The sequence below is a fragment of the Thalassotalea sp. PS06 genome, from assembly GCF_007197775.1.
Taxonomy (GTDB): Bacteria; Pseudomonadota; Gammaproteobacteria; order Enterobacterales; family Alteromonadaceae; genus Thalassotalea_A.
Window position 1 is genome coordinate 48,756 of sequence record NZ_CP041638.1, and the last position, 21,697, is coordinate 70,452.

18 protein-coding genes and 1 tRNA gene are annotated in these 21,697 nt (G+C 43.7%); 12 read left to right on the plus strand and 7 right to left on the minus strand.

Annotated features, from left to right (window positions below; translation table 11 throughout):
- Window positions 1-28 precede the first annotated feature (28 nt).
- From FNC98_RS00215 to hemN, 9 genes are all read left to right on the plus strand, one after another.
- Window positions 29-2,317, plus strand: coding sequence for a polysaccharide lyase 6 family protein (locus tag FNC98_RS00215; protein ID WP_260680395.1), 2,289 nt, complete (start codon window positions 29-31; stop codon window positions 2,315-2,317).
- A gap of 123 nt (window positions 2,318-2,440) precedes the next feature.
- Entirely contained in the window at window positions 2,441-4,609 is a 2,169-nt protein-coding gene (locus tag FNC98_RS00220) for an alginate lyase family protein (RefSeq protein ID WP_144035394.1), read from the plus strand.
- Between the two features lie 111 nt (window positions 4,610-4,720).
- On the plus strand, window positions 4,721-5,659 hold the full coding sequence (locus FNC98_RS00225; RefSeq protein WP_143579373.1) for a sugar kinase: 939 nt from the start codon (window positions 4,721-4,723) through the stop codon (window positions 5,657-5,659).
- Window positions 5,660-5,788: 129 nt separating this feature from the next.
- Window positions 5,789-7,294, plus strand: a complete 1,506-nt coding sequence (locus tag FNC98_RS00230) for a helicase HerA-like domain-containing protein (RefSeq protein ID WP_143579374.1) — start codon at window positions 5,789-5,791, stop codon at window positions 7,292-7,294.
- A gap of 120 nt (window positions 7,295-7,414) precedes the next feature.
- A complete protein-coding gene (locus FNC98_RS00235) occupies window positions 7,415-7,885 on the plus strand; it encodes a murein L,D-transpeptidase family protein (RefSeq protein WP_143579375.1) in 471 nt (156 codons plus the stop codon).
- A gap of 678 nt (window positions 7,886-8,563) precedes the next feature.
- The gene (yihI, locus tag FNC98_RS00240) at window positions 8,564-9,139 is read left to right on the plus strand and encodes a Der GTPase-activating protein YihI (RefSeq protein WP_143579376.1); all 576 of its coding nucleotides are present in this window, start codon (window positions 8,564-8,566) and stop codon (window positions 9,137-9,139) included.
- A 12-nt stretch (window positions 9,140-9,151) separates the two neighbouring features.
- A complete protein-coding gene (locus FNC98_RS00245; RefSeq protein ID WP_143579377.1) occupies window positions 9,152-9,658 on the plus strand; it encodes a DUF2489 domain-containing protein in 507 nt (168 codons plus the stop codon).
- A 15-nt stretch (window positions 9,659-9,673) separates the two neighbouring features.
- A complete protein-coding gene (locus FNC98_RS00250) occupies window positions 9,674-9,985 on the plus strand; it encodes a TraR/DksA family transcriptional regulator (RefSeq protein WP_143579378.1) in 312 nt (103 codons plus the stop codon).
- 88 nt (window positions 9,986-10,073) lie between these two features.
- Complete coding sequence (gene hemN / locus FNC98_RS00255) at window positions 10,074-11,444, plus strand: oxygen-independent coproporphyrinogen III oxidase (protein WP_143579379.1); 1,371 nt, start codon at window positions 10,074-10,076, stop codon at window positions 11,442-11,444.
- Window positions 11,445-11,461: 17 nt separating this feature from the next.
- Here the strand turns inward: hemN and FNC98_RS00260 are convergent, their stop codons facing one another.
- On the minus strand, window positions 11,462-11,998 hold the full coding sequence (locus FNC98_RS00260; RefSeq protein ID WP_143579380.1) for a DUF1285 domain-containing protein: 537 nt from the start codon (window positions 11,996-11,998) through the stop codon (window positions 11,462-11,464).
- 199 nt (window positions 11,999-12,197) lie between these two features.
- Here FNC98_RS00260 and FNC98_RS00265 point away from each other — a divergent pair.
- Window positions 12,198-12,273 (plus strand) — tRNA-His (locus tag FNC98_RS00265).
- A 577-nt stretch (window positions 12,274-12,850) separates the two neighbouring features.
- On the opposite strand, the gene FNC98_RS00270 is transcribed toward FNC98_RS00265, so the two are convergent.
- Window positions 12,851-13,756 (minus strand): phospholipase A, encoded by a 906-nt coding sequence (locus FNC98_RS00270; RefSeq protein ID WP_143579381.1) that lies wholly within the window; start codon window positions 13,754-13,756, stop codon window positions 12,851-12,853.
- A 140-nt stretch (window positions 13,757-13,896) separates the two neighbouring features.
- Window positions 13,897-15,159 carry a cytochrome c gene (locus tag FNC98_RS16900; protein WP_260680397.1) on the minus strand — a complete coding sequence of 421 codons (1,263 nt, stop codon included), beginning with the start codon at window positions 15,157-15,159 and terminating at the stop codon, window positions 13,897-13,899.
- Window positions 15,160-15,446: 287 nt separating this feature from the next.
- Between FNC98_RS16900 and yihA the strand changes: the two genes are divergently transcribed.
- On the plus strand, window positions 15,447-16,094 hold the full coding sequence (gene yihA / locus FNC98_RS00280) for a ribosome biogenesis GTP-binding protein YihA/YsxC (RefSeq protein WP_143579382.1): 648 nt from the start codon (window positions 15,447-15,449) through the stop codon (window positions 16,092-16,094).
- Between the two features lie 57 nt (window positions 16,095-16,151).
- Complete coding sequence (locus FNC98_RS00285) at window positions 16,152-16,703, plus strand: dihydrofolate reductase family protein (protein ID WP_143579383.1); 552 nt, start codon at window positions 16,152-16,154, stop codon at window positions 16,701-16,703.
- Window positions 16,704-16,821: 118 nt separating this feature from the next.
- Here FNC98_RS00285 and FNC98_RS00290 read toward each other — a convergent pair whose 3' ends face one another.
- The 4 genes from FNC98_RS00290 to polA form a co-directional block, all read right to left on the minus strand.
- The gene (locus tag FNC98_RS00290) at window positions 16,822-17,046 is read right to left on the minus strand and encodes a DUF6429 family protein (protein WP_143579384.1); all 225 of its coding nucleotides are present in this window, start codon (window positions 17,044-17,046) and stop codon (window positions 16,822-16,824) included.
- A 235-nt stretch (window positions 17,047-17,281) separates the two neighbouring features.
- Window positions 17,282-17,698 (minus strand): hypothetical protein, encoded by a 417-nt coding sequence (locus FNC98_RS00295; protein ID WP_143579385.1) that lies wholly within the window; start codon window positions 17,696-17,698, stop codon window positions 17,282-17,284.
- Between the two features lie 249 nt (window positions 17,699-17,947).
- Window positions 17,948-18,136 carry a DUF3024 domain-containing protein gene (locus tag FNC98_RS17035; protein ID WP_185968014.1) on the minus strand — a complete coding sequence of 63 codons (189 nt, stop codon included), beginning with the start codon at window positions 18,134-18,136 and terminating at the stop codon, window positions 17,948-17,950.
- A 695-nt stretch (window positions 18,137-18,831) separates the two neighbouring features.
- Window positions 18,832-21,579 carry a DNA polymerase I gene (gene polA / locus FNC98_RS00305; protein ID WP_143579386.1) on the minus strand — a complete coding sequence of 916 codons (2,748 nt, stop codon included), beginning with the start codon at window positions 21,577-21,579 and terminating at the stop codon, window positions 18,832-18,834.
- Between the last annotated feature and the right edge of the window lie 118 nt (window positions 21,580-21,697).

Sequence of the window (21,697 nt, forward strand, 5' to 3'; positions counted from 1 at the left end):
GCTTCACCCTTTTCTAGACAACGGAAAAATGAGTGACAACATGGTTCGTAAGTTAAAACTAGTCAAAACGTTTCTCCCTCTGGTAGCGATAAGCCTGTCATTGTTAAGCAATGCGGTTGCTGCCAAGCAATTCAAAGTTTCTTCTCAGGAACAGTATTCAAAAGCGCTTAAACAGGTTCAGCCGGGCGACAGCATCATCCTCGCCGATAAGGTTTGGCAGGATTTTGAAATTGTATTCAAAGCCAAGGGTACTAAAGATAAACCGATTACCTTACAAGCCCAAACCTCAGGAAAGACGGTTCTTTCCGGTCAATCTAATCTGCGCATTGCCGGTGAATACCTCATCGTAAAAGGCTTAGTATTTAAAGACGGCTATTCGCCAACCGGTGAAGTTATCTCATTTCGTCGTAATAAAGACGATCTTGCGTCCCATACTCGGGTGACCGAAGTCGTTATTGACCATTACAGCAATCCGGACAAGTTTGAATCGGATAAATGGGTGGTGATGTATGGTAAGCACAATCGCTTCGATCACTCTCATCTTGTCGGTAAGAGCAATGCTGGTGTTACCATGGCGGTGCGCTTAAATACTGAGGCTAGCCAGGAAAATCATCATCGAATTGACCACAACTATTTTGGCCCACGCCCAATTTTAGGCTCCAACGGCGGCGAAACCCTGCGCATTGGCACCAGTCACTATTCTTTAACCGATTCATTTACCATCGTTGAGAACAATTATTTCGACCGTTGTAACGGCGAAGTTGAAATTATCTCCAACAAGTCCGGTAAAAATGAATTCCGTGGAAATGTATTTTTTGAGTCTCGCGGTACTTTAACCCTGCGCCACGGCAGCGGTAACCTGGTAGAGAATAATGTGTTTTTCGGTAATGGCGTTGATCACACCGGTGGTATTCGCGTTATCAATGGCGACCAGACAATTCGCAATAACTACCTGGAAGGTTTGACCGGTTATCGTTTCGGTAGCGGCTTTACGGTTATGAACGGGGTGATTAACTCACCTATCAATCGTTACCATCAGGTTGAAAATGCATTGATTGAAAATAATACCCTGATCAATGTTGATCACATCCATCTGGCGGCTGGCAGTGATAAAGAGCGACAAGCGGTACCGGTTGATTCTGTGTTCGCCAACAATCTAATTGTTAATGACACCGATAAAGATAATTTCAGTGTATTTGACGATGTTTCGGGTATTGAGTTTCGTAATAACCTTCGCTCGAAAGTGTATGAGCCAGCGTTAACCGATGGCTTTACTGATAAAAAGGTAGGCTTAGCAAAAGCGTCTAATGGCTTGTTATATGCAAAAGACGCTGCTGCCAATGTTGGTGTAAGTAAAGATCTTAAGGTTCTAGATAAAGCCGACACCGGTGTTTCCTGGTACCAAAAGCCGGGCCGCGTTGTCGATTTTGATCAAGGCAAAACCCATAAAGTAGCAGATGCCAAGAGTCTGTATGTTGCGATTGAAAACTCAGCATCATCTGACGTGATCAGCCTGGCTCCGGGTGAATACATTCTTGATAAAATTATTCCTCTATCCAAAACCATTACTTTCGTTTCCGAGGAAAGTGCAAACCCAGCGGTATTAAAAGTATCTCGCTCAACTACCTTTGATATTCATGACGGTGGTAATCTGAAGCTGGAAAACCTTGTAATTGACGGCGAATATGCGCCGGATAGTGCTGGTAATGCAGTCATTCGCACCTCGAAAATTCCAATGCTGGCCAACTATCGATTTGTCGCTAGCAAGCTTAAAGTGAGCAATCTTGATATCAATCATTCATTCCACTTTTTTGATGCCGGCAATCGTTCATTTGCCAACGAAATTTCCATCACCAATAGCCACTTTAGCAAGGTTACCGGTGACATCCTTCGTCTGGATAAAGAGATGGATGACTTAGGTATTTACAATGCAGAGTACGTGACACTGAATGAGAATATCTTTGATTCTATTCAGGGTGCGGTTATCAAGTTGTACCGTGGTGGTACTGATGAAAGTACTTTTGGCCCACATTTTACCTTCAACAATAACCAGGTGATTAACACCGGCAAAGGTAAGCGTAATAAGTACAAAGCTTCCCTTTATTTACATGGTGTGCAGGTAAGTGATATCGAAGAAAATGAGTTTTCTCAAAGTGCAGGTATCCGTATCGAACATACCGTTGGTGAACCGCAAACCTTGGTTAAATCCAATAACTTTACCGCGACACCAAAAGTAAGTGTTGAAGAGTTAAACTTCCCGGGAGAAATTACTGCCACCCTGGAAGATAATCATTATCAGGCTGCGGCCAAGAAATAAGGAATAAAGAAAGTGTTGTATTCCCGTTTGTTATCTAGTTTTCAATCGATTGGCCGTCTTATTAAAGGTGCCAGTATTAAAGGTGCCAAAGGGATTGGCCTGTTCGCCGTATTGGCAGTTTTTATGAGTGTTCAGGGCGTTGCAAAAGCCGCCGATAACAATGCTCATCCGAGGCTTGTGGTCAGTGCATCGGATGTCCCTCAGATGCAAAAAGCGATTGAGCAGGCGGGTAGCTTTCAACAGGCCTTTACCGCATTAAAATCTCAGGTTGATAGTCAGCTACAACACGCTATCAATATCCCGGTCCCAAACGATGCCGGTGGTGGTTTTACCCACGAACAGCACAAGCGCAACTATCGTTTGATGCATGATGCGGGGATCTTATTTCAGTTAACTCAGGACAAAAAATACGCCGACCATGCCATCGCGATGTTGGAAGGCTACGCGAAGATGTATCCGGATTTGCCATTGCATCCAAAGCAAAAAGAGCAGGCGCCAGGGCGTTTATTCTGGCAAAGCCTGAACGAAGCGGTATTTTTGGTTTATACCATCCAGGGTTATGATTTCGTATATGATTATGCGAGCAAAGCGCAGCGTGAAACCATTGAAAATGGCCTGTTTCGCCCAATCGCGAAGTTCCTGTCTTCTGATTCACCACAAACCTTCGATAAGATCCACAACCATGGTACCTGGGCAACTGCCGCCGTTGGTATGACTGGCCTGGTTCTTGGTGAAGATGAGTGGGTTGAACAAGCACTTTATGGATTGGATAAATCCGGTACTGGCGGTTTCATGCGTCAGCTGGACGAGCTGTTTTCTCCGCAAGGCTATTACACAGAAGGTCCTTATTATCAACGTTATGCGCTAATGCCTTTTGTGCTGTTTGCAAAATCTGTTGAGGTAAATCAGCCGGAACGTAAGATTTTCGAATATCGCGATAGCATTTTGCTAAAAGCTATCGATACCACCATCCAACTTAGTTATGACCGTTTGTTCTTCCCGATTAATGATGCAATCAAAGACAAAGGTATCGATACCGTTGAACTGGTTTACGGCGTTACTATCGCTTATGGCTTGACTAACAATGCGCAATTGCTGGATATCGCTAAGCAACAGGACCAGGTATTGCTAACCGGTGACGGGCTAAATGTCGCTCAGGCGATTGATGCTGGTAAAGCACAGCCATATCACTTTGCCAGTAAAGAGTTTGGTGACGGCCAGGATGGCAAGCAGGGAGCGCTTGTTGTCATGCGCGCCAATCAAGATGATAAAACCGCACCTGAGAAGCATCAGGCTGTAGTTTTCAAAGCCACCGCTCAAGGTATGGGCCACGGCCATTTCGACAAACTCAATTGGATTTTCTACGACAATGGTCATGAAGTTGTTAGTGATTACGGTGCTGCCCGTTTCCTTAATGTAGAAGCCAAATATGGTGGTCACTACTTAAAAGAAAACAAGAGCTACGCGAAACAGACAATTGCCCATAACACACTAGTAGTTGCTGAGCGCAGTCACTTTAAAGGCAACACCAAACGAGGTAACCAGTATTCACCTGAGGTGACCTTGTTTGATACCGATGAAAATCTTTCGATTTCTTCGGCATTCATTGATACCGCTTATAAAGGGGTGGCGATGCGCCGTACACAAGCCTTAGTTTCTGTTGAAGGGCGTGACTTGCCGGTAGTGATTGATGTGTTTAACGTACGTGGTGATAAAAAGCGTCAATATGATCTGCCGCTTCACTTCAACGGCCATTTAATGGATACGACGGCAACATTGAAATCCAATACAACGTCATTGGCACCACTTGGTAGCAGAGATGGTTACCAACATTTGTGGTTAACTGCAGAAGCTAAGCCTGAGCAACCGCTAAGTAAAGTAACATGGTTGAATGATGATCGCTTCTACACCATGAGCACAAAAACGCTCGATGGTATGAAGCTGTTATTCACCCGCACTGGTGCTAATGATCCGGATTTCAATCTGCGCGAAGACAAAGCCTTTATTTACCGCTTGGATAAAGCCAAAGACGTTGATTTTGTCAGCTTGTTAGAGGTGCATGGTGAGTACAACCCGAGCAAAGAATTCACCTTAGAAGCGCATTCCCAGCTTGAAGGTCTTGATTACACCACAGAGGGTGATGTGCAGGTCGTTAGCTTTAAGCTGCAGGGCTCACCAGCGATGATCCTTGCGTTTGCGCCGGAAGGTAAAACAGAGCAAGAGTATCAGTTCTCTTATCAAGGTCAGCAATACAAATTTAGTGGCCAGTATGCGCTACTGTCGCAACAGTAATCTTCGAATAATTAACTGCTGCAACAATAAATCTAACGCGGGACATATTAGCTTGTCCCGCATCTTAGTTACCGATAATCGTTTATCTACTCCTGAAGGAAATTGTTTCAAATGAATAAAATCGTATTAATGGGCGAATGTATGATTGAACTGCTGCAAAACAAGCAGACCGGTCAGATTGCCGGTCAATCGTTTGCTGGCGATGTCTATAATTCTGCGGTTTATTTAAAGCGTTTGTTTCCTAACATTGATACCCAGTTATTAACCGCAATTGGCACCGACAGTATGAGTGATGCCATGCTCTCGACATTTAGCAGTGAAGGCTTAAATAATCCCTTGGTGTTTCGCGATGCTGAGCGTTTGCCTGGCATTTACCTGGTACAAACTGACGATCAGGGGGAGCGCTCATTCTTATATTGGCGTGAAAGCGCTGCTGCTCGTCAGGTTATGCAATTTGTTGACGGTAGCGAGACGCTAAATCTAAGTGCTGGCGATGTGTTTTTCTTCACCGGGATATCTTTGGCTATCCTGGAAAAATCCCATCGTGAAAAATTCTGGTCGTTAGTAAACGACTTAAAACAGCAAGGTGTAAAAATTGCTTTCGATCTTAATTACCGTGCGCGATTATGGTCAACTCTTGAAGATGCGCAGCAGCAGTTTGCCAATGCTTATCGGGTTGCCGATATCTTAATTCCTGGTGTTGATGACTTTCAGCAAATGTATCCATCCTTATGCAATGATGCAATGGAGCCAGTACATACGGTAATCGAATTTTTCCAGGAATATGAATACACCGAGCTAGTGATTAAAAATGGCGAGAAAAACATTATCGTTATGACGCCAGACGAGAGTCATGAAATTGACGTGCAACCTGTCACTAATGTTGTTGATACTACTTCGGCGGGCGATTCCTTTAACGGTGCTTATTTAGGGGCGAGAATTGCTGGAAAATCTCTGCCAGATGCCACCAGGCTCGCGGCAAGCGTTGCTGGTGAAGTAATTCAGCACCCAGGAGCCATCGTGCCTAAAGAGGCCTTTAAAAGCTTTTAACCGTTTAAAACTAACGATACCTAACTCTCCCCAAACCGCTATCGCTTAACCGCATAGCGGTTTTTTACGTTTCTAAGTACCAATTTTCCATTTCTGTGCAAAGCTTATTTTGTATCTTTGAGGGTATGTATGTCAGAAGCGAATCTAGATAAATTTAAGCAGCTTATGGTAGAAGGCTATAGCGTTGACGGGCCTTCAATGACTATTGGCGCCGCAAAGCTTGCCGACCAGGTATTCGCGGATTTACCCATACACTTATCCCTATCTTCCTTATCTCGCCACGGTCTGATTACCGGCGCAACCGGTACTGGTAAAACCAAAACCATCCAGGTGCTGGCGGAGCAATTAAGCGAGCAGGGCGTAAATGTGCTGCTGATGGATATGAAAGGCGATTTGAGTGGCCTTGGCATGCCTGGCGAGGCAAATGAATCGATAAATAAAAGGCACCAACAAATCGGTTTGGACTTTGCTGCAAAACCCTATCCGGTTTCACTGTTAACCTTATCCAGCGAGCTTGGCATTCAGCTAAAGGCAACGGTAGCCGAGTTCGGTCCTGATTTACTTGCCAGAATATTGACCCTGAGCGATGCGCAAAAAGGCCTGCTGGCGATGCTATTTCAGTATTGTGACGATAAGCAATATCCGGTGGTCGACCTGGATGACCTGAAAAAGCTACTGCAATACATATCCAATGAAGGTAAAGAGGAATTCAGTAGCGAGTACGGACGTTTTTCTAACGCGTCTACTGGCGCCATTTTAAGAAAACTGATTGCGCTAGAGCAACAAGGCGCTGATCGTTGCTTTGCAGAGCGTTCATTTGCTATTGAAGATTTATTGTCTGCAAATTCGAATGCCGGATTAGTTTCCATATTGCGCCTAGCGGATATCCAGTCAAAACCTATGTTGTTCTCTACTTTTATGCTGCAGCTGCTGGGCGAAGCTTATCAATGGTTTCCCGAAGTTGGTGAGGTTGATAAGCCGAAGCTGGTGATTTTCATTGATGAAGCCCATTTGATTTTTTCTGGCCAGTCGCCAGAGTTGGCAAGTCAGTTAGAATCCATGGTGAAGTTAATTCGTTCGAAAGGGGTTGGCTTATTTTTTGTTACCCAGAATGCGACCGATATTTCTCCCGGCGTATTGTCGCAGCTAGGATTGAAAATACAGCATGCGGTTCGTGCCTTTACCGCCAAAGATAGAAAAGCCTTAAAGCAATCAGTAGAAAACCTGCCGGATTCAGAGTTTTATGACGCGACGGATGCGTTAACCAACCTGGGAGTTGGCGAGGCTATCGTTACCGCTTTGGATAAAAAAAGTGTGCCCACACCCTTGGTAACCACATTACTACGTGCTCCCCAAAGCAGAATGGGAGTGCTTACCGATACCGAGGTAAGCACTTTGGTTTCCCAGTCGCCAATTAGCGATAAGTATAATGAGAAACTCAACCGCGAAAGCGCCTATGAAATCCTCAATGAAAAACTTGCGAATGCCGCAGCAACGGCGAAACAACGTGAAGATAATAAACCTGCGACAACCAAAAAATCATCTTCTTCGGCGTCCGCAATTGTGAAGATGTTGACCAGCGCAACCTTTGTTCGCGGTGTCTTTGGATTGTTGAACAAAATGATCAGTAAGTAACAGCAGAATTTCTCTCAACATCTACTAGTCTTAATAGATATTCAAGCAAATTCATGTTTGCTTCATCTGGTTTCTTGCGGTTTTGGAATACCAATAACAATAATCGAAGAGGCCAGTCAAATGCGCTTTTTTATCTGCTTTTTATTCTTACCGTTTAGCTGTTTTGCCAATGTTGATTTGGTGAGAGTCGATAAGTCCGAAAACCTCATGTTCTTACTTTGGCAAGGCGACGTTGTCCGTCAATATCATATTGCTCTTGGTGAAAACCCCAAAGGACATAAACAGCAACAAGGCGACGAGCGTACGCCTGAAGGCAGATATTACTTAGATTACAAAAAAGAAGACTCGTCTTTTTATAGGGCCATGCATATCAGTTACCCCAATGATGAAGACCTGGCAAATGCCAAGGCTCGAGGTGTATCAGCCGGCGGATTTATCATGGTTCATGGCCAAAAAAACGGTATGGAAGATCTCGCCCCGATTACTCAACGATATAACTGGACCGATGGCTGTATTGCCCTGACCAATGAAGAAATGGATGAATTTATGGCTTTGGTCGAAGTCGGAACCCCAATCGAAATAGAATGGTAGTAACTTTTACAAGCCATTAACTAGCTCTTTCCACGATAAATGCCGCTGCACCCCTGTAATAGCAGGAGAATGTAATCGAAGAACTGTCCATTTTTTCTCCTCCTGTGTGAGACATTGACCATTGGTAGTTGCGGTTAAAACGGATAATTTCGTACATTAAAATTAAAAAACTCAATAAAAACAGTTGATTAATGGTTTTTGTGATCTAAGCTCTATGACAAACGCTGATTTCTCGATTGTAACCAAGTGTAACCCTAGTACACTTAATAACAGCTACACGGAGTGGCTAAATTAGAAATCAAATTATGGAATTTCAGTAAGGATGCTGGATGGACACTCAGGTAAGGATTACCCGTTAAGCATGGATGGCTTACTTGCTTAGGAATAGCAATGTTGCCTCTTTGAGGTTATGGATAGCCTATAAGGCGTCAGGACGACCGAAAAGAAAAAATAATGTATGGAAACGATACGAATATATGGATAGTTGATAGGGATATATTCAGGCTGGAGTGCCAACAAGAAAAAGAGCTTGTTAAGAGCTTTGGAAAAGCGATAGTTAACCCTATCGCTTTTTTTTCGCCTGAAATTAGGTAAATGCGAAGCTAAGCAAAGGATAGTCTGGGGTTTTCAGGCGCTTTGCATTAAAATAAGAGCACTTTACATTATTTATCTATCGATATGGCTCGCTCAAAAAAATCTCGCAAAGAAGGCGCGTTAATGAAGGCAATTTTGCCGAAACGCACGCCTAAAGTTGAAAAAGAAAAACGTATCCGTAAAAAAACGGGTAACAAGCCTGGTACCCGCCAGGCGCTAGATGCCAATAAGTCATCCAAGTCTCAATCTTCCGGTGGTAATCGCGATCCGCGTTTGGGTAGCAAGAAGCCAATTGCATTGGGCGTCGAACAAGTTTCTCATCCTAAACCTGAGCCGAAGCCGTCAAAGCAAGAGCCAGCTATCGCTGCAATTCGTGTGGTCGATAACCATCAGGAATTAGAGCAAGAGCTGCTGGCGTTAGAGAATAACGAAACCTTGCAGATGCTGGCGGCACGTGACGAAGCTGGCGAGGCTTTAACTGAAGCTGAACAGCAAGAGTTGCAGCGTGGAATGCATCGTTATCAGGAGTTAGTGGCAGAACTGGGTCTTGAAGAGCAAGACGAAGACTCGGATCAAGACAGCTCACAGGTTAGCGAAGACGTACTTTGGGACAAGCTGGATGATTATGACTTCAGCGATTATCAAGACGAAGAAAAATAGGGTACCAACCACGTGTCTACTTCAATGATTGTGCTGCTGGTTGTGGCAGCCCTGATAATCTTTGCTTTGGCCGCTTATGCGAGCTACTTGTTGTTCAAGCTTCGCGATCAGAACAAACTACAGCAGGCTGCAGCACTTGAGCAGCAACGCAAGCGTGCCGAGAAAGACGAAAAGATAATTTCTAGCATTTTAATCATCTGCAAGGCGATGCAGGAAAAACAATGTGACTTATCAGAAGGTTGCTGGCGCTTGTCGGTACTGCTTGAGTCCATGGAAGAGCCTCTGCAAAAACCAACTGAAAGATTCCCTGCTATATTTAGCTTATACAACAAGATTTCGCATATGCCGATCCTCGAGGAAAGAAAGAAGCTTTCCAAGAAAGAAAAACTGACATTGGATCTTGAGCGTATGGGCTATGAGGAAGAGTTAGAAGCCGATATTTTTGCTGATATTCAACGCCTAATCCCCGATGCTGAGAACCGTCAAACGACATTGCGAGATCTGACACAAAGCAAATAATAAAGGGGCTGGTTTATGTCAGAACTTCTCAAAGTGGAATTCACAAAACGAATTGTCGAATTACAGTCACGGGTGACCTCAATTCACCAGGATTTTGCCGAAGGCCGCAATGCGGATTGGTCGGAACAGGCCGGTGAACGAGAGAATGATGAAGTACTGAACGCCCTGGAAGTTGAAGCGAAAATCGAAATCCAGCAGTTGTCTAATGCCATTACTCGCATTGAGAACGGCTCGTATGGTGTGTGCCAGGATTGTGGCGAAGACATCGCCCGCGAGCGCCTGAAAGTGCAGCCTGCTGCCACTAAATGCATCCATTGCGCGGATTAGCTGTTTTTAGCTGTCGCCTTTGTTTTAGATCAAATATCCCAACATAAATATCAATTAGACTGGCGTTTTTTAACGCCCGGTCTGATTTATGTCTGCTGTATCACCAATTCAACAATCACTCGTTTCTAAATATAACCTGCAAGGTCCTCGTTATACGTCTTATCCGACGGCTCTGGAGTTTACCGATGCATTTGATAGAAACGATTTTCTAGGTGCTATCGAACATAGTGACAGCAAAGACCTCTCTCTGTACATCCATATCCCATTTTGCCACAAGCTTTGTTACTACTGTGGCTGCAACAAAATTGTTACCCGGCAAAAGCAAAAAGCGCAGTTATATTTGAGTTTTTTAAAGCGTGAGATAACCACTCAGGCTAAACTGTTTCCGCGTCACAGCGTATGTCAGGTACATTTGGGTGGCGGTACGCCTACGTTTCTCAATGATGAGCAATTAACAGAATTGACTGCGTATCTAAAAGAGCAATTTCAATTCGCACAAGAAGTGGAAATGGGCATCGAGATTGATCCCAGAGAAATGACAACGGAGCGTATCGAGCATTTACGTCGGATTGGATTTAATCGCCTTAGCATTGGCGTTCAGGACGTAAATGAAACTGTTCAAGAGGCGATAAATCGCCAACAATCGACGGAGCATTTAAAGGCTTTAGTGAGTAAAGCCAAAGAGGTTGGTTTTTCTTCGATTAATCTCGATTTGATTTACGGTTTACCGCATCAAAGTACCCAGACCATGGAACAAACCATTGCTGCGGTATTCGAAATGGACCCAGACCGTATTTCACTATTTAGCTATGCACATTTACCACAGCGATTTGCGGCGCAGCGTAAAATCAAAGACCAGTGGTTGCCTAGCGCTTCAGAAAAAATGCAATTGATGGAGCAGGCAATTACCGCCTTTGTTGGCGCGGGTTATCAGGCCATAGGCATGGACCACTTTGCAAAACCCGATGATGAACTGGCAATTGCACAAAGGGCAGGGCGTTTACATCGAAACTTTCAGGGATATACCACTTATGATTCATGCGATCTGCTGGGGCTAGGTGTTTCATCCATTAGTGCCGTTGGTAATAGCCTGGCGCAAAATCATAAACAACTTACCGATTACTATCAGTCGATTGAGGCCAATGAACATGCTTTGGCGCGCGGTGTGAGCTTATCTACAGAAGATGTACTTCGCTCAGATATTATCCGCCAGCTTATGTGTAATTTCCGTTTAGATAAGAAACGCATTGAAAGCCAATACCGCATCGATTTCGACGCATATTTTGAAGATGACTTGCAAAGCTTAACCCCATTGAAAACCGATGGTCTGTTAATTGAAGACGGCGAACAAATTCAGGTTTCTGATGCTGGCAGGTTGTTTGTCCGTAATATCTGCATGTCTTTTGATCAGTATATTAAGCCGCAGTTAGCGAAAAGCCGTTACTCGAGTATCGTTTAGGAAAGCCTGGTAGTTACCTAAAAGTCCCCTAACGTATATTCCTGGCCTGAGCTTTTAATGATGGCTTGCTGGCGCCCGGAGCTATCATCGGCTTTCACTTCGGCTAATTCCGCCCATTGGTAATAGACATTGCGATGAACTCTGGCCCAAAGGTTGCGACGAATCCTGACTTTCAAGCCCTTATCATCGAGCTCAAGAGGATAACTTTGGGAAATAACGACGGTATCTCCAAGACTGGTTGATACCTGAATGACAGGCGCATTACTATCACCGGTATTTTCCCATTGAGTGATAACCAAGGGTAAGTCCTCGACTTCAATACGGACTTTTTCGACTGGGGTTACCAGGAAATATTCGTCTTCTTCAAACCAAAGTACAGAGGCAAATAGCTTTACCATGGCGGCACGGGAAATTTCACTGCCTTGATACAACCATTTGCCACTGCTTTCTATTTTGATAGGAATATCACCGCAAAATGGTGGATTCCACTTTTCAATGGGAGGCCCATTATTTGTTCGCGTATTGAGTGTTTTCGCCAACTTTTCTAATGACATCTTAGTTCCTGAACGGAGTAGATAGGTCAAAGTATAAAAGAAACTGACCTGATTCCGATGACCAATTGTGCAAGAGGTAAATAAATTCGCGAAAAAGGACAAGTTTTTTGGAACACCGCTTGTATTTGTCAGTGAAGTTAATATACAATCCCGCGCACTGTTTCAGGCGGTAGTCCTTTTGCCTGAAAGCCTCTCAGTGGTGGCTGTAGCTCAGTTGGTAGAGCCCCGGATTGTGATTCCGGTTGTCGTGGGTTCAAGTCCCATCAGCCACCCCATTTTCTTCTCATAGATCCCTGAAATTAAATAAGTTAGCGCAAGAGATCCACGATTCGAAATCACCCGTGATTCCGCAAATACAGATTGGCGCGGGTTCAAGTCCCATCAGCCACCCCATTTTAAAATTTCCCAATTAGTATATTTTTTGAAGTAACGTGTCGATAAGCCACGATGCGAAATCACCCGTGATTCCGCAAATACAGATTGGCGCGGGTTCAAGTCCCATCAGCCACCCCATTTTCAAAATTCAAAGTCAGAATAAACTCTCAAAGAAAGCGCAAGTGATCCACGATGCGAAATCACCCGTGATTCCGCAAATACAGATTGGCGTGGGTGTAAGTCCCATCAGCCACCCCATTTTCAAAATTTAAAGTCAGAATAAATTCTCAAAGAAAGCGCAAGTGATCCACGATGCGAAATCACCCGTGATTCCGCAAATACAGATTGGCGCGGGTTCAAGTCCCATCAGCCACCCCATTTTCAAAATTCAAAGTCAGAATAAATTCTCAAAGAAAGCGCAAGTGATCCACGATGCGACATCACCCGTGATTCCGTTGCACCTAGTTGACTGCAGGGTTAGTCGAAATATGTATCTAACATGATACCAAGGCCGATTTTCTGCTGATTATGATTGTAATCAATCAGGCTCTCGCCATAGCCATTGAAGTATTGCAAATAGCCTCGAAGCCCACTCCAGATTGGGAATGTAAGGCCAATTTCAAAAGCACCTTTATGGGTCTTAAAGTTTTCTCTAAGCATTACTTCCATGCCGGTATCACCCCAAAGGTATTCGAATTCTAGTTGGTAATTGCCCATGTAATCACGGATGTCGGGGTTATCGTCACCCTCAGGATCGGTTGGACTATCTTTTTCGTTTTCAGGAATGCGATACCAAGGTTTGAAGGTGGCTTTAAAGTCGGTTTTTTGAAAAATGACTTCGCCATACATCCGATTCCAGCTGCGGCTAAGTAATTGTGAGCGACCGTTAGATTGATGTTCCAAACCTATGCCAAGGGTCACACTGCCATCCAGTACTTTCCACGGCGTTTTTGCTCGGTAAAAGATTTCCGGCTGATAATTCGTTTCTCGAAATGGCTTAGAAATATTATCCGCATAGATCTGCCACCACGATTGCAGGGTAATGCCAAAGTGCAGGCTGTCCTGCTCGAATAGGAAGCCCTCATTGACAAGGGGGAACTTTAGACTTAGCTGATACTTTGCCTCAATGTCTTCAAAGTTATCAGAAAATTCGGGTACGTTTTCATAGGCTTGTTCATTAAAGTTATCAGTAGCCGTAATTGGCAAAATATAATTCCGCTTATGTGGCTTAAGGATAAAGTAACGAGTGTCATAGCGAGACTGAGCATTTGGTTCCTGTTGTTTCGTATACTTGGGGTCATCGTCAGAAGCAGCAGCCTGTTCACTAGCGGTGAATAAAAGTGTCATGAGGGAAAAAGCAAAGATAGGTAATTGATGACTCATTAAGTTATTCTTTTCAAGCATATAAGGTGTGCTGATTATATCTCAACAGCATCTGAATTGAATATTATAAAATTTGCCTCATCAGTATGTAGAAACAAAAAAGCCAGGGATAACCCTGGCTTTTACTTAAGCGTTGCTGCTTATTTCAGTGATGACATGTACTGTGAAACAGCGTCGATGTCTTCGTCAGTTAACTTAGCAGCGATGTTACGCATCATACCGTTCATGTCGTTACCACGAGTACCGTCACGGAATTTACCAAGTTGGAGTTTCAGATAGTCAGTGTGTTGTTGACCAATAACTGGGAAGCCAGCCAGAGCCATACCTTGACCGTCTACACCGTGACAAGCAACACATGCGGTAATACCGCGGCTTGCATCACCACCTAGATACAGGTCTTTACCACGCTCATTCGCTTGCGCAGCACTTGCTGATACTTTCTGGCTTGCGAAGTATGCAGCTAAGTTTTGCATGTCTTGCTCAGATAAAGGCGCAACCATACCCGCCATTACCGGATCAACTCGGCCTTCTTCGTTGTTGGTATCAACGGCTTTTTTGAAGTCCATTAACTGTTTGAATAAGTACTGTTCGCTTTGGCCCGCTAGCTTCGGATACATTGGAACCATGCTGTTACCATCAGCGCTGTGACAAGCTACACAGGTGGCAGATTTTTCTTTACCTAGCGCAACATCACCAACGTGATTTACTTTAACGGTTTTCTTCGCTTTCGCTGCTTCTTTTACGTCAGCAGGTGCTTTTAAGAATTCACCGATATCAGCAATGTCTTGCTCAGTAAGGTTTGCAGCAACCTGGTTCATCGCAGCATTAACACGACCAGAAGCACCGTCAGTTGCTGCGTGCTCTTTGAAGCTATTAAGTTGCTTAACAATGTACTCAGGGTGCTGATTGGAAAGATTCGGGTTGATCAGTACTTCACTGTCACCATCTTTACCGTGACAGGTGATACAAGCAGTAATACCGCGGCTCGCATCGCCTTTCTCGTATAAGGTTTTACCCATTGCTGCATCAGCGACAATTGCTGGAGCCGCTGGCGCTGCCGGAGCACCACCTGCTGTTGCGGTCTCTGCTTCGCCACCGCTACTGCCCAGACCCTCAAAATATGCACCCAAATCAGCCATGTCCTGATCCGATAGGTTTGCAGCCATTGGCGCCATAACCGGATCTACACGAGAACCGTCTTTAAAAGCTTTTAGCTGCTTAGCGATGTAATCGGCATGCTGACCTGCAAGGTTAGGATACTGATCAGTGGTACCAATACCGTTAGCACCATGACAAGCGGCACATACAGCAGCTTTGTTTTTACCAGCTTCTGCATCACCTTGAGCCAATACATTACCCATCAAACCGCAACCCAGGATTGCTGAGAGAATGATTTTTTTCATAGAGTTTCTGCCTGTTTTTCGAACCGTAATGCTTGCGCAGCATTACAATTCATAACGCGTTTATAAAAAATTTCCGACATTTTACACCAAAAGAAACAGTTCTGTAATGGCTAAAATAAAAATTCTCTTACAGAACCAAGGGTCTTTTAACAATATTTTATGGCCTTTTTCACCAATTCGCTGAAGTATATTCGAACAAATACATAAAAGCTGGCGTGCAAAGGTCAACAGTCCCCTTAAAAAAGGATATAATTTAGCCCAAGTAAATTTCATTTTTGGACTTAATTTTGACAACACCGGTAATCAACCTTCACAAAGCTACATTCACCTTAAGCGCGCCCGACATTCGTCGTTTGCCAGAAGACTCTGGTATTGAGGTGGCGTTTGCAGGTCGTTCCAATGCCGGAAAGTCCAGTGCCCTGAATACTCTTACCAATCAAAAAAGCCTGGCCCGTACCAGTAAAACCCCAGGTCGCACTCAGCTTATTAATGTCTTTGATATTGGTGATAATCGTCGTTTAATCGATTTGCCCGGTTATGGTTTTGCCAAAGTGCCATTGGAAATGAAGAAGAAATGGCAAAAATCCCTGGCAGAATACCTCGAAAAACGCCTGAGTCTGAAAGGATTGGTTGTACTCATGGATATTCGCCACCCATTAAAAGACTTGGACACCGACTTAATCGAGTGGGCTAATGATTGTGGTTTGCCAGTGCTGGCGTTGTTAACCAAAGCCGATAAGCTAAAGTCCGGTAAACGTAGCGCCGAAGTTCTGAAAGTACGTAAAGAATGTGAAAAACTCCACGAAAATATCAAGGTTCAGGCGTTTTCATCCCTTAACCGTCTTGGACTAGATACCGCCAACCAAATCATTTGTGATTGGTTTGCCTACCTTGAAGAGCAACAAGCCGAAGACCCGCAAACTGAGCAAGAGTAACTCGCGAACATTCTCTATACTTAGGTTAACCATATTAGCGTTTTCAATGGGTTAACCATGCAATTGCAATGTTCTGCTTATATCGCCATTTCCGTTGATGGCTTTATTGCTGGCGAGGGTGGTGATTTATCCTGGCTCAATGAAGCCAATGCACTGGTGCCCCAAGGCGAAGATTGTGGCTTTGCGGCCTTTATGGGTAGCATCGATTATCTGGTTATGGGCCGCCATACCTATGAAAAAGTACTCTCGTTCGGCGGCGATTGGGTTTATAGCAAACCCGTTATTGTATTAAGCTCAAGATTCGTATCGATTCCCGATCACCTAAAGGATAAGGTATCCGCCAGTTCTCAACCGATCGCAGAGCTTTGCCTCAAGCTTGCCAACAAAGGCGCCCGACGTATCTATGTCGATGGCGGCTATACCATCCGGCAATTTATCGACGCCGGTTTACTTACCGATATCGAACTCACTCTAATCCCAATCCTGATAGGAAAGGGCATTCCTCTATTTAACGGTTTACAGCAGCGACAAAAGCTCAAGCTGGTGAATTCAAATGTCTATGACTTTGGGTTTGTGCAGCTGAAGTATGAGGTTGATCACGGGAGTTGAAACTCCCGTGATCAAAGTGCACAGTGTACAGAATTCAGAAAAAGCCCTATTGTTTGAGTCATTCCCTGATACTACAGGGAATCCGAGCGGATACTAATGCGCCGTTATCTTATTACTACTATTTAGCGAACAATTTATTCAAAAGCTCTTCCGATTTGGCTAAACCTTTTTCAGTGAAGCAGACCGATTTAGCTTTGCCTTTTGGGTCGTGTATAAGCCCCTTTTCAAAAAGCCTATCTGTGATTTCCCAGTCTAGTTGTTTCCAGGCTCTGAATGTATCGTGTAAGGTCAAATACAATAGTGCGAGAGCTGCATCATCAATTTTATCTTCATCGAGTTCCATGTTACCTCCAGGCTTTGATCGGTTAAAAACTTTCTCACAAGCGAAAATTATAGACATTGCTTATTGATTATATGGCTTACCCGAATAGTCGGCATTCTGGTGAACGATTAAGGAGGAAATTGCTTAATGGTTTTAATATTCAGGAAAGGCCCATTGGTTGAGTCATTCCCTGATACTATAGGGAATCTCAACCGACATTGGTGATGACATTGTTCCTATCGCGATAGCCGTTTGATTAGTCGATAAATTTTACGTCTTGAACTTCACACCATTGGCGTAACGCTTTTTCAGTTTGGTCAGCTTCAAATTTATACCAAAGCTCAATTTTTCCGGAAGATTCCAACAGTGATTTAAACCGAGCGTAAGCCCCTTTTTGGCGAAAGATCGAACGAACGTTTTCATAATGTGAAGGTAAATGTTCCAGAGTAAAGTCGAAGGCAAGATCGTTTCCCTGATTCAATTCACTTTTGTGAGGGATGAACAAATACGTTTCCTCATCAATATCGTCTGGAAGTTCTTCTTCATTGTCGCCAAACTCCGAGTAGAAGTAAGTCTTTCCGGTCGATTTATTGATATACCCCTCATTCGAGTGTGGGGAGCCGAAATTCACCATTTCAAACAGCTCCAGAATATCACTAAACTTTATTTTCATATTACTCTCAATTTTCCATTTTTAAGTAAGTTGTTAGGTATCAAATACACACCAGACTTGGTTTGCGCACCTCATTCTGAAACTTGTTCAAGATGAGAGTAACCTCCATCAGAAATCAGTATTGTTGTGATTTTATTAAAATAAAGCGTATCTCAACTAGATTTGTCGGTTTCAACTATTTCAAGGTTTAAGCTGCGTATCGAAGCGGAACAAAGATTAAAAGCACCCACTACATTGCTTGTTATATTTTTATCCGTAAAAAATTGGGTGCCTATCAATTAAATCAAAGAAGGATGAAATATCGTTGTTTGGCTTAACCTCATCAAATACACGCCACTTTCCATTACGATCGCACCAGTAAAGTGTCCAATTTCTGTTTTTAACCGAGAATTTAAATCGAGCAATATCAAAATCTCTTTTCTCGCCGGGATTATTCAAAACAGATCTTCTTTCTGAAATAAAAGCTAGCTTATCCTCTATGCGAAAAACAATTTCAAGTTGATCTTTTATTTCAGGTCTGGTGCGCTTTAAACAATATTCAGTTAGCTGTTTTTCAGCTTTTTCGACTCAACTTCACTTATTGGCATATATACCTTTGGAAAATTAAACGCTTAGTAAAAAGGCAAAATATCAGTTGGTTATACATTAGCAAGGAACAGGCGACAAACCAAACCAACACCTTCCATGGATCGTAAGGAAATATAAGGGATTTATTGAATGTCGGGATATCATGGATGGTAATATTCCGACGATGTAAAGGGATTTACGGAATGTCGGGATATCATGGATGGTAATATTCCGACGAAGTGCTTTCCATGCACAGTCGAATTTCAGTTCCCGACAAATTCGAGCTGCCTACATCCGTGTAGGCAAAAAAAAACCGATGCCATTGGCATCGGTTATAAGCTTATGGGGAAGCTAGAAAACAAAAGTTATTACAACAAGAATTCCGTTAGGAATGATTGTATTTTAGAGTAGCCACTCTAGTTTGTAAAGTCATTACTCTAATGAAAATTACATTTTTTCGTGATTTTTTGTAATTTTTTGTCTTTAAAACGCATTTGAGCGTTATTTAACCACTTAAAGTCATGTATTTATGTAATTATATTTCACCTTTGATCTAATTTTCCATTTTAATGGGCTTGTTGCCAATTGTCGCCAATTCCCGATTCGGCGATTAATGGAACGTTTAATTCAACCGCATCATTCATGATCTGAACTAGCTTGTCAGTAACCTCATCAACGATATCTTGATGAATTTCAAAGATTAATTCATCGTGTACCTGCATTGTCATCTTAATGCGAGGGTCATTTTGCTCGATAATCCAGGCGTCGACGGCCAGCATCGCCTTCTTAATGATGTCGGCGGCTGTCCCTTGCATAGGCGCATTGATTGCCGCGCGCTCTGCGGCTTTTTTGCGGGCACCATTTCGGGATTTAATTTCTGGTAAAAACAGACGACGACCAAATAAGGTTTCAACATAGCCTTGTTCGTTTGCCAGCTGGCGAGTGTCTTCCATATAAGTAAGCACACCCGGGTAGCGTTCAAAGTACTTGTCCATGTAATCCTGAGCCCGGCCGCGAGGAATTCCTAACTGCTTAGATAAGCCAAACGCAGACATGCCGTAAATGAGTCCGAAGTTAATGGCCTTGGCACTGCGACGGTGATCACTAGTGACTTCTTCAAGTTCGATACCAAAAATTTCCGCAGCGGTCGCCTGGTGAATATCTCGGCCTTGGGCAAAGGCACTTAGTAAACCTGGATCATTGGAAAGGTGTGCCATAATCCGCAATTCAATTTGTGAGTAATCGATTGCCACAACCTTGTGGTTCTCTGGGGCGATAAATGCCTGACGGATTTTCTTACCTTCGTCAGAGCGAATCGGAATATTCTGCAAATTCGGATCCGTTGACGATAAACGACCCGTTGCTGTTACCGCCTGATGATATGAGGTATGTACCCGACCAGAATTGTTGTCGATCATCAAAGGTAATTTGTCGGTATAGGTGGATTTCAGTTTGGCTAATCCGCGATGCTCAAGGATCAGCTTAGGTAATGGGTAATCTAGCGCCAGTTCCTGTAATACTTCTTCGGCAGTCGATGGCGCACCTTTTGGCGTTTTCTTAATAACCGGGATCTGCTGCTCTTCAAATAAAATGGTTTGCAGTTGTTTTGGTGAGCTTAAGTTAAAGCTTTTACCGGCAATGTTATGTGCCGCCACTTCAATTTCATCAAGGCGGGTTGCAATGTATTGGCTCTGCTCGGTTAACAGGTCAGCATCAATAAGCACACCGTGCTGCTCCATTCTCGCCAATACTGGTAACAGTGGAAGCTCGATATCTTTAAATACCGAGCATTGCTTTTCACTTTTCTCGAGTTTTGGCCAAAGCACCTGATGTAATCGTAAGGTGATATCTGCATCTTCAGCGGCGTAGTGGCCAGCCTTGTCGATATCAATTTGATTAAAGGTTAGCTGTTTCGCACCTTTACCGGCGATATCTTCAAAGTGAACGGTTTTATAATCAAGATATTTCTCGGCTAGCGCGTCCATATTATGGCGGGTAGCGACACTGTTTAAACAATAGGATTCCAACATGGTGTCAAAACCGATACCGGTTAATGCTATGTCGTAATTATTCAGGACATTGGCATCGTATTTCAGGTTTTGGCCAATTTTTATTAACGACTTATCTTCTAGCAAAGGTTTTAGTTTGCCTAACACCAGGTCGATATCTAACTGTTCAGGCGCACCTTCATAATCGTGACCGAATGGGATGTATGCCGCTTCACCTGGCTCAGTGGCAAAAGAAAGCCCCACCAGTTTAGCCTGCATATAATTGAGTGATGTGGTTTCAGTATCAAATGCAAAGCTGCCGCTTTCGGTTAGCTTTTTCACCCAGTTATCTAGCTCATCTTCGCTAAAGATAATCTGATAATTGCTCGGGATATCTTCATTTAATGGCGTTAACTCTTCTTCTTCGGCAACGTCTGCACTGGCAGAAGAATCGGTAGCTACTGCGCCGGCGTTTAATTCAGCCAAAAGGCGCTTAAGCTCAAATTGCTCCAGTAAAGAGCGCAGGGTATCCACTTCAGGGTCTGTGGATTTGATATCCGCCAGGTTTTGCTCAAGCTCTACATCTGTCTTGATGGTTGCCAATTCATAAGACAAAGGCAACTGTTCAACCGCTGCGCGAAGATTCTCACCAACCTTGCCTTTTATCTTATCGGCATTGGCGATAACGCCATCTAAAGTTTCATATTCGGTAAGCCATTTTACAGCGGTTTTCGGGCCACATTTTTGTACACCGGGAATGTTATCGACTTTATCGCCCATCAGCGCCAGGTAATCGATGATTTGATCCGGACGAACGCCAAACTTTTCAATAACACCATCCACATCCATAGTGACACTGGTCATAGTATTGATAAGGGTAACGTGTTCCGTTACCAGTTGCGCCATATCTTTATCGCCGGTTGAAATAACCGTTTCTAAACCCTGGGCGCTGGCCTGTTCAGCCAAGGTGCCAATAACATCATCAGCCTCAACGCCTTCAATAACCAACAATGGATAACCCATGGCACGAATAATGTTATGTAATGGTGCAATCTGACAACGCAGGTCGTCAGGCATCGGCGGGCGGTTCGCTTTATATTCCGGATAGAGGTCGTTCCTAAAGGTTTTGCCTTTCGCGTCAAATACCACAATAACCTTACCGTCAGGATAATCCTTTTTAAGACTTTTAAGCATATTCAATACGCCAGTTATGGCTCCCGTTGGGTGGCCATCGGCAGTCGACAAAGCCTGCAAATAAGGTACGTGGTAGGCACGAAACAGATAAGAAGAACCGTCGACAAGGATATAAGGTGATGATTGTGACATGGTATTTTTTGCGATATGGAAAGAATGCCTATAAGGATGCCATATAATTGGGTTTTTGCGGTAAAACTTTTCGATAAATCAACGTGGTTTGCACTAATTATGGGCAAGGAAGGTTGTG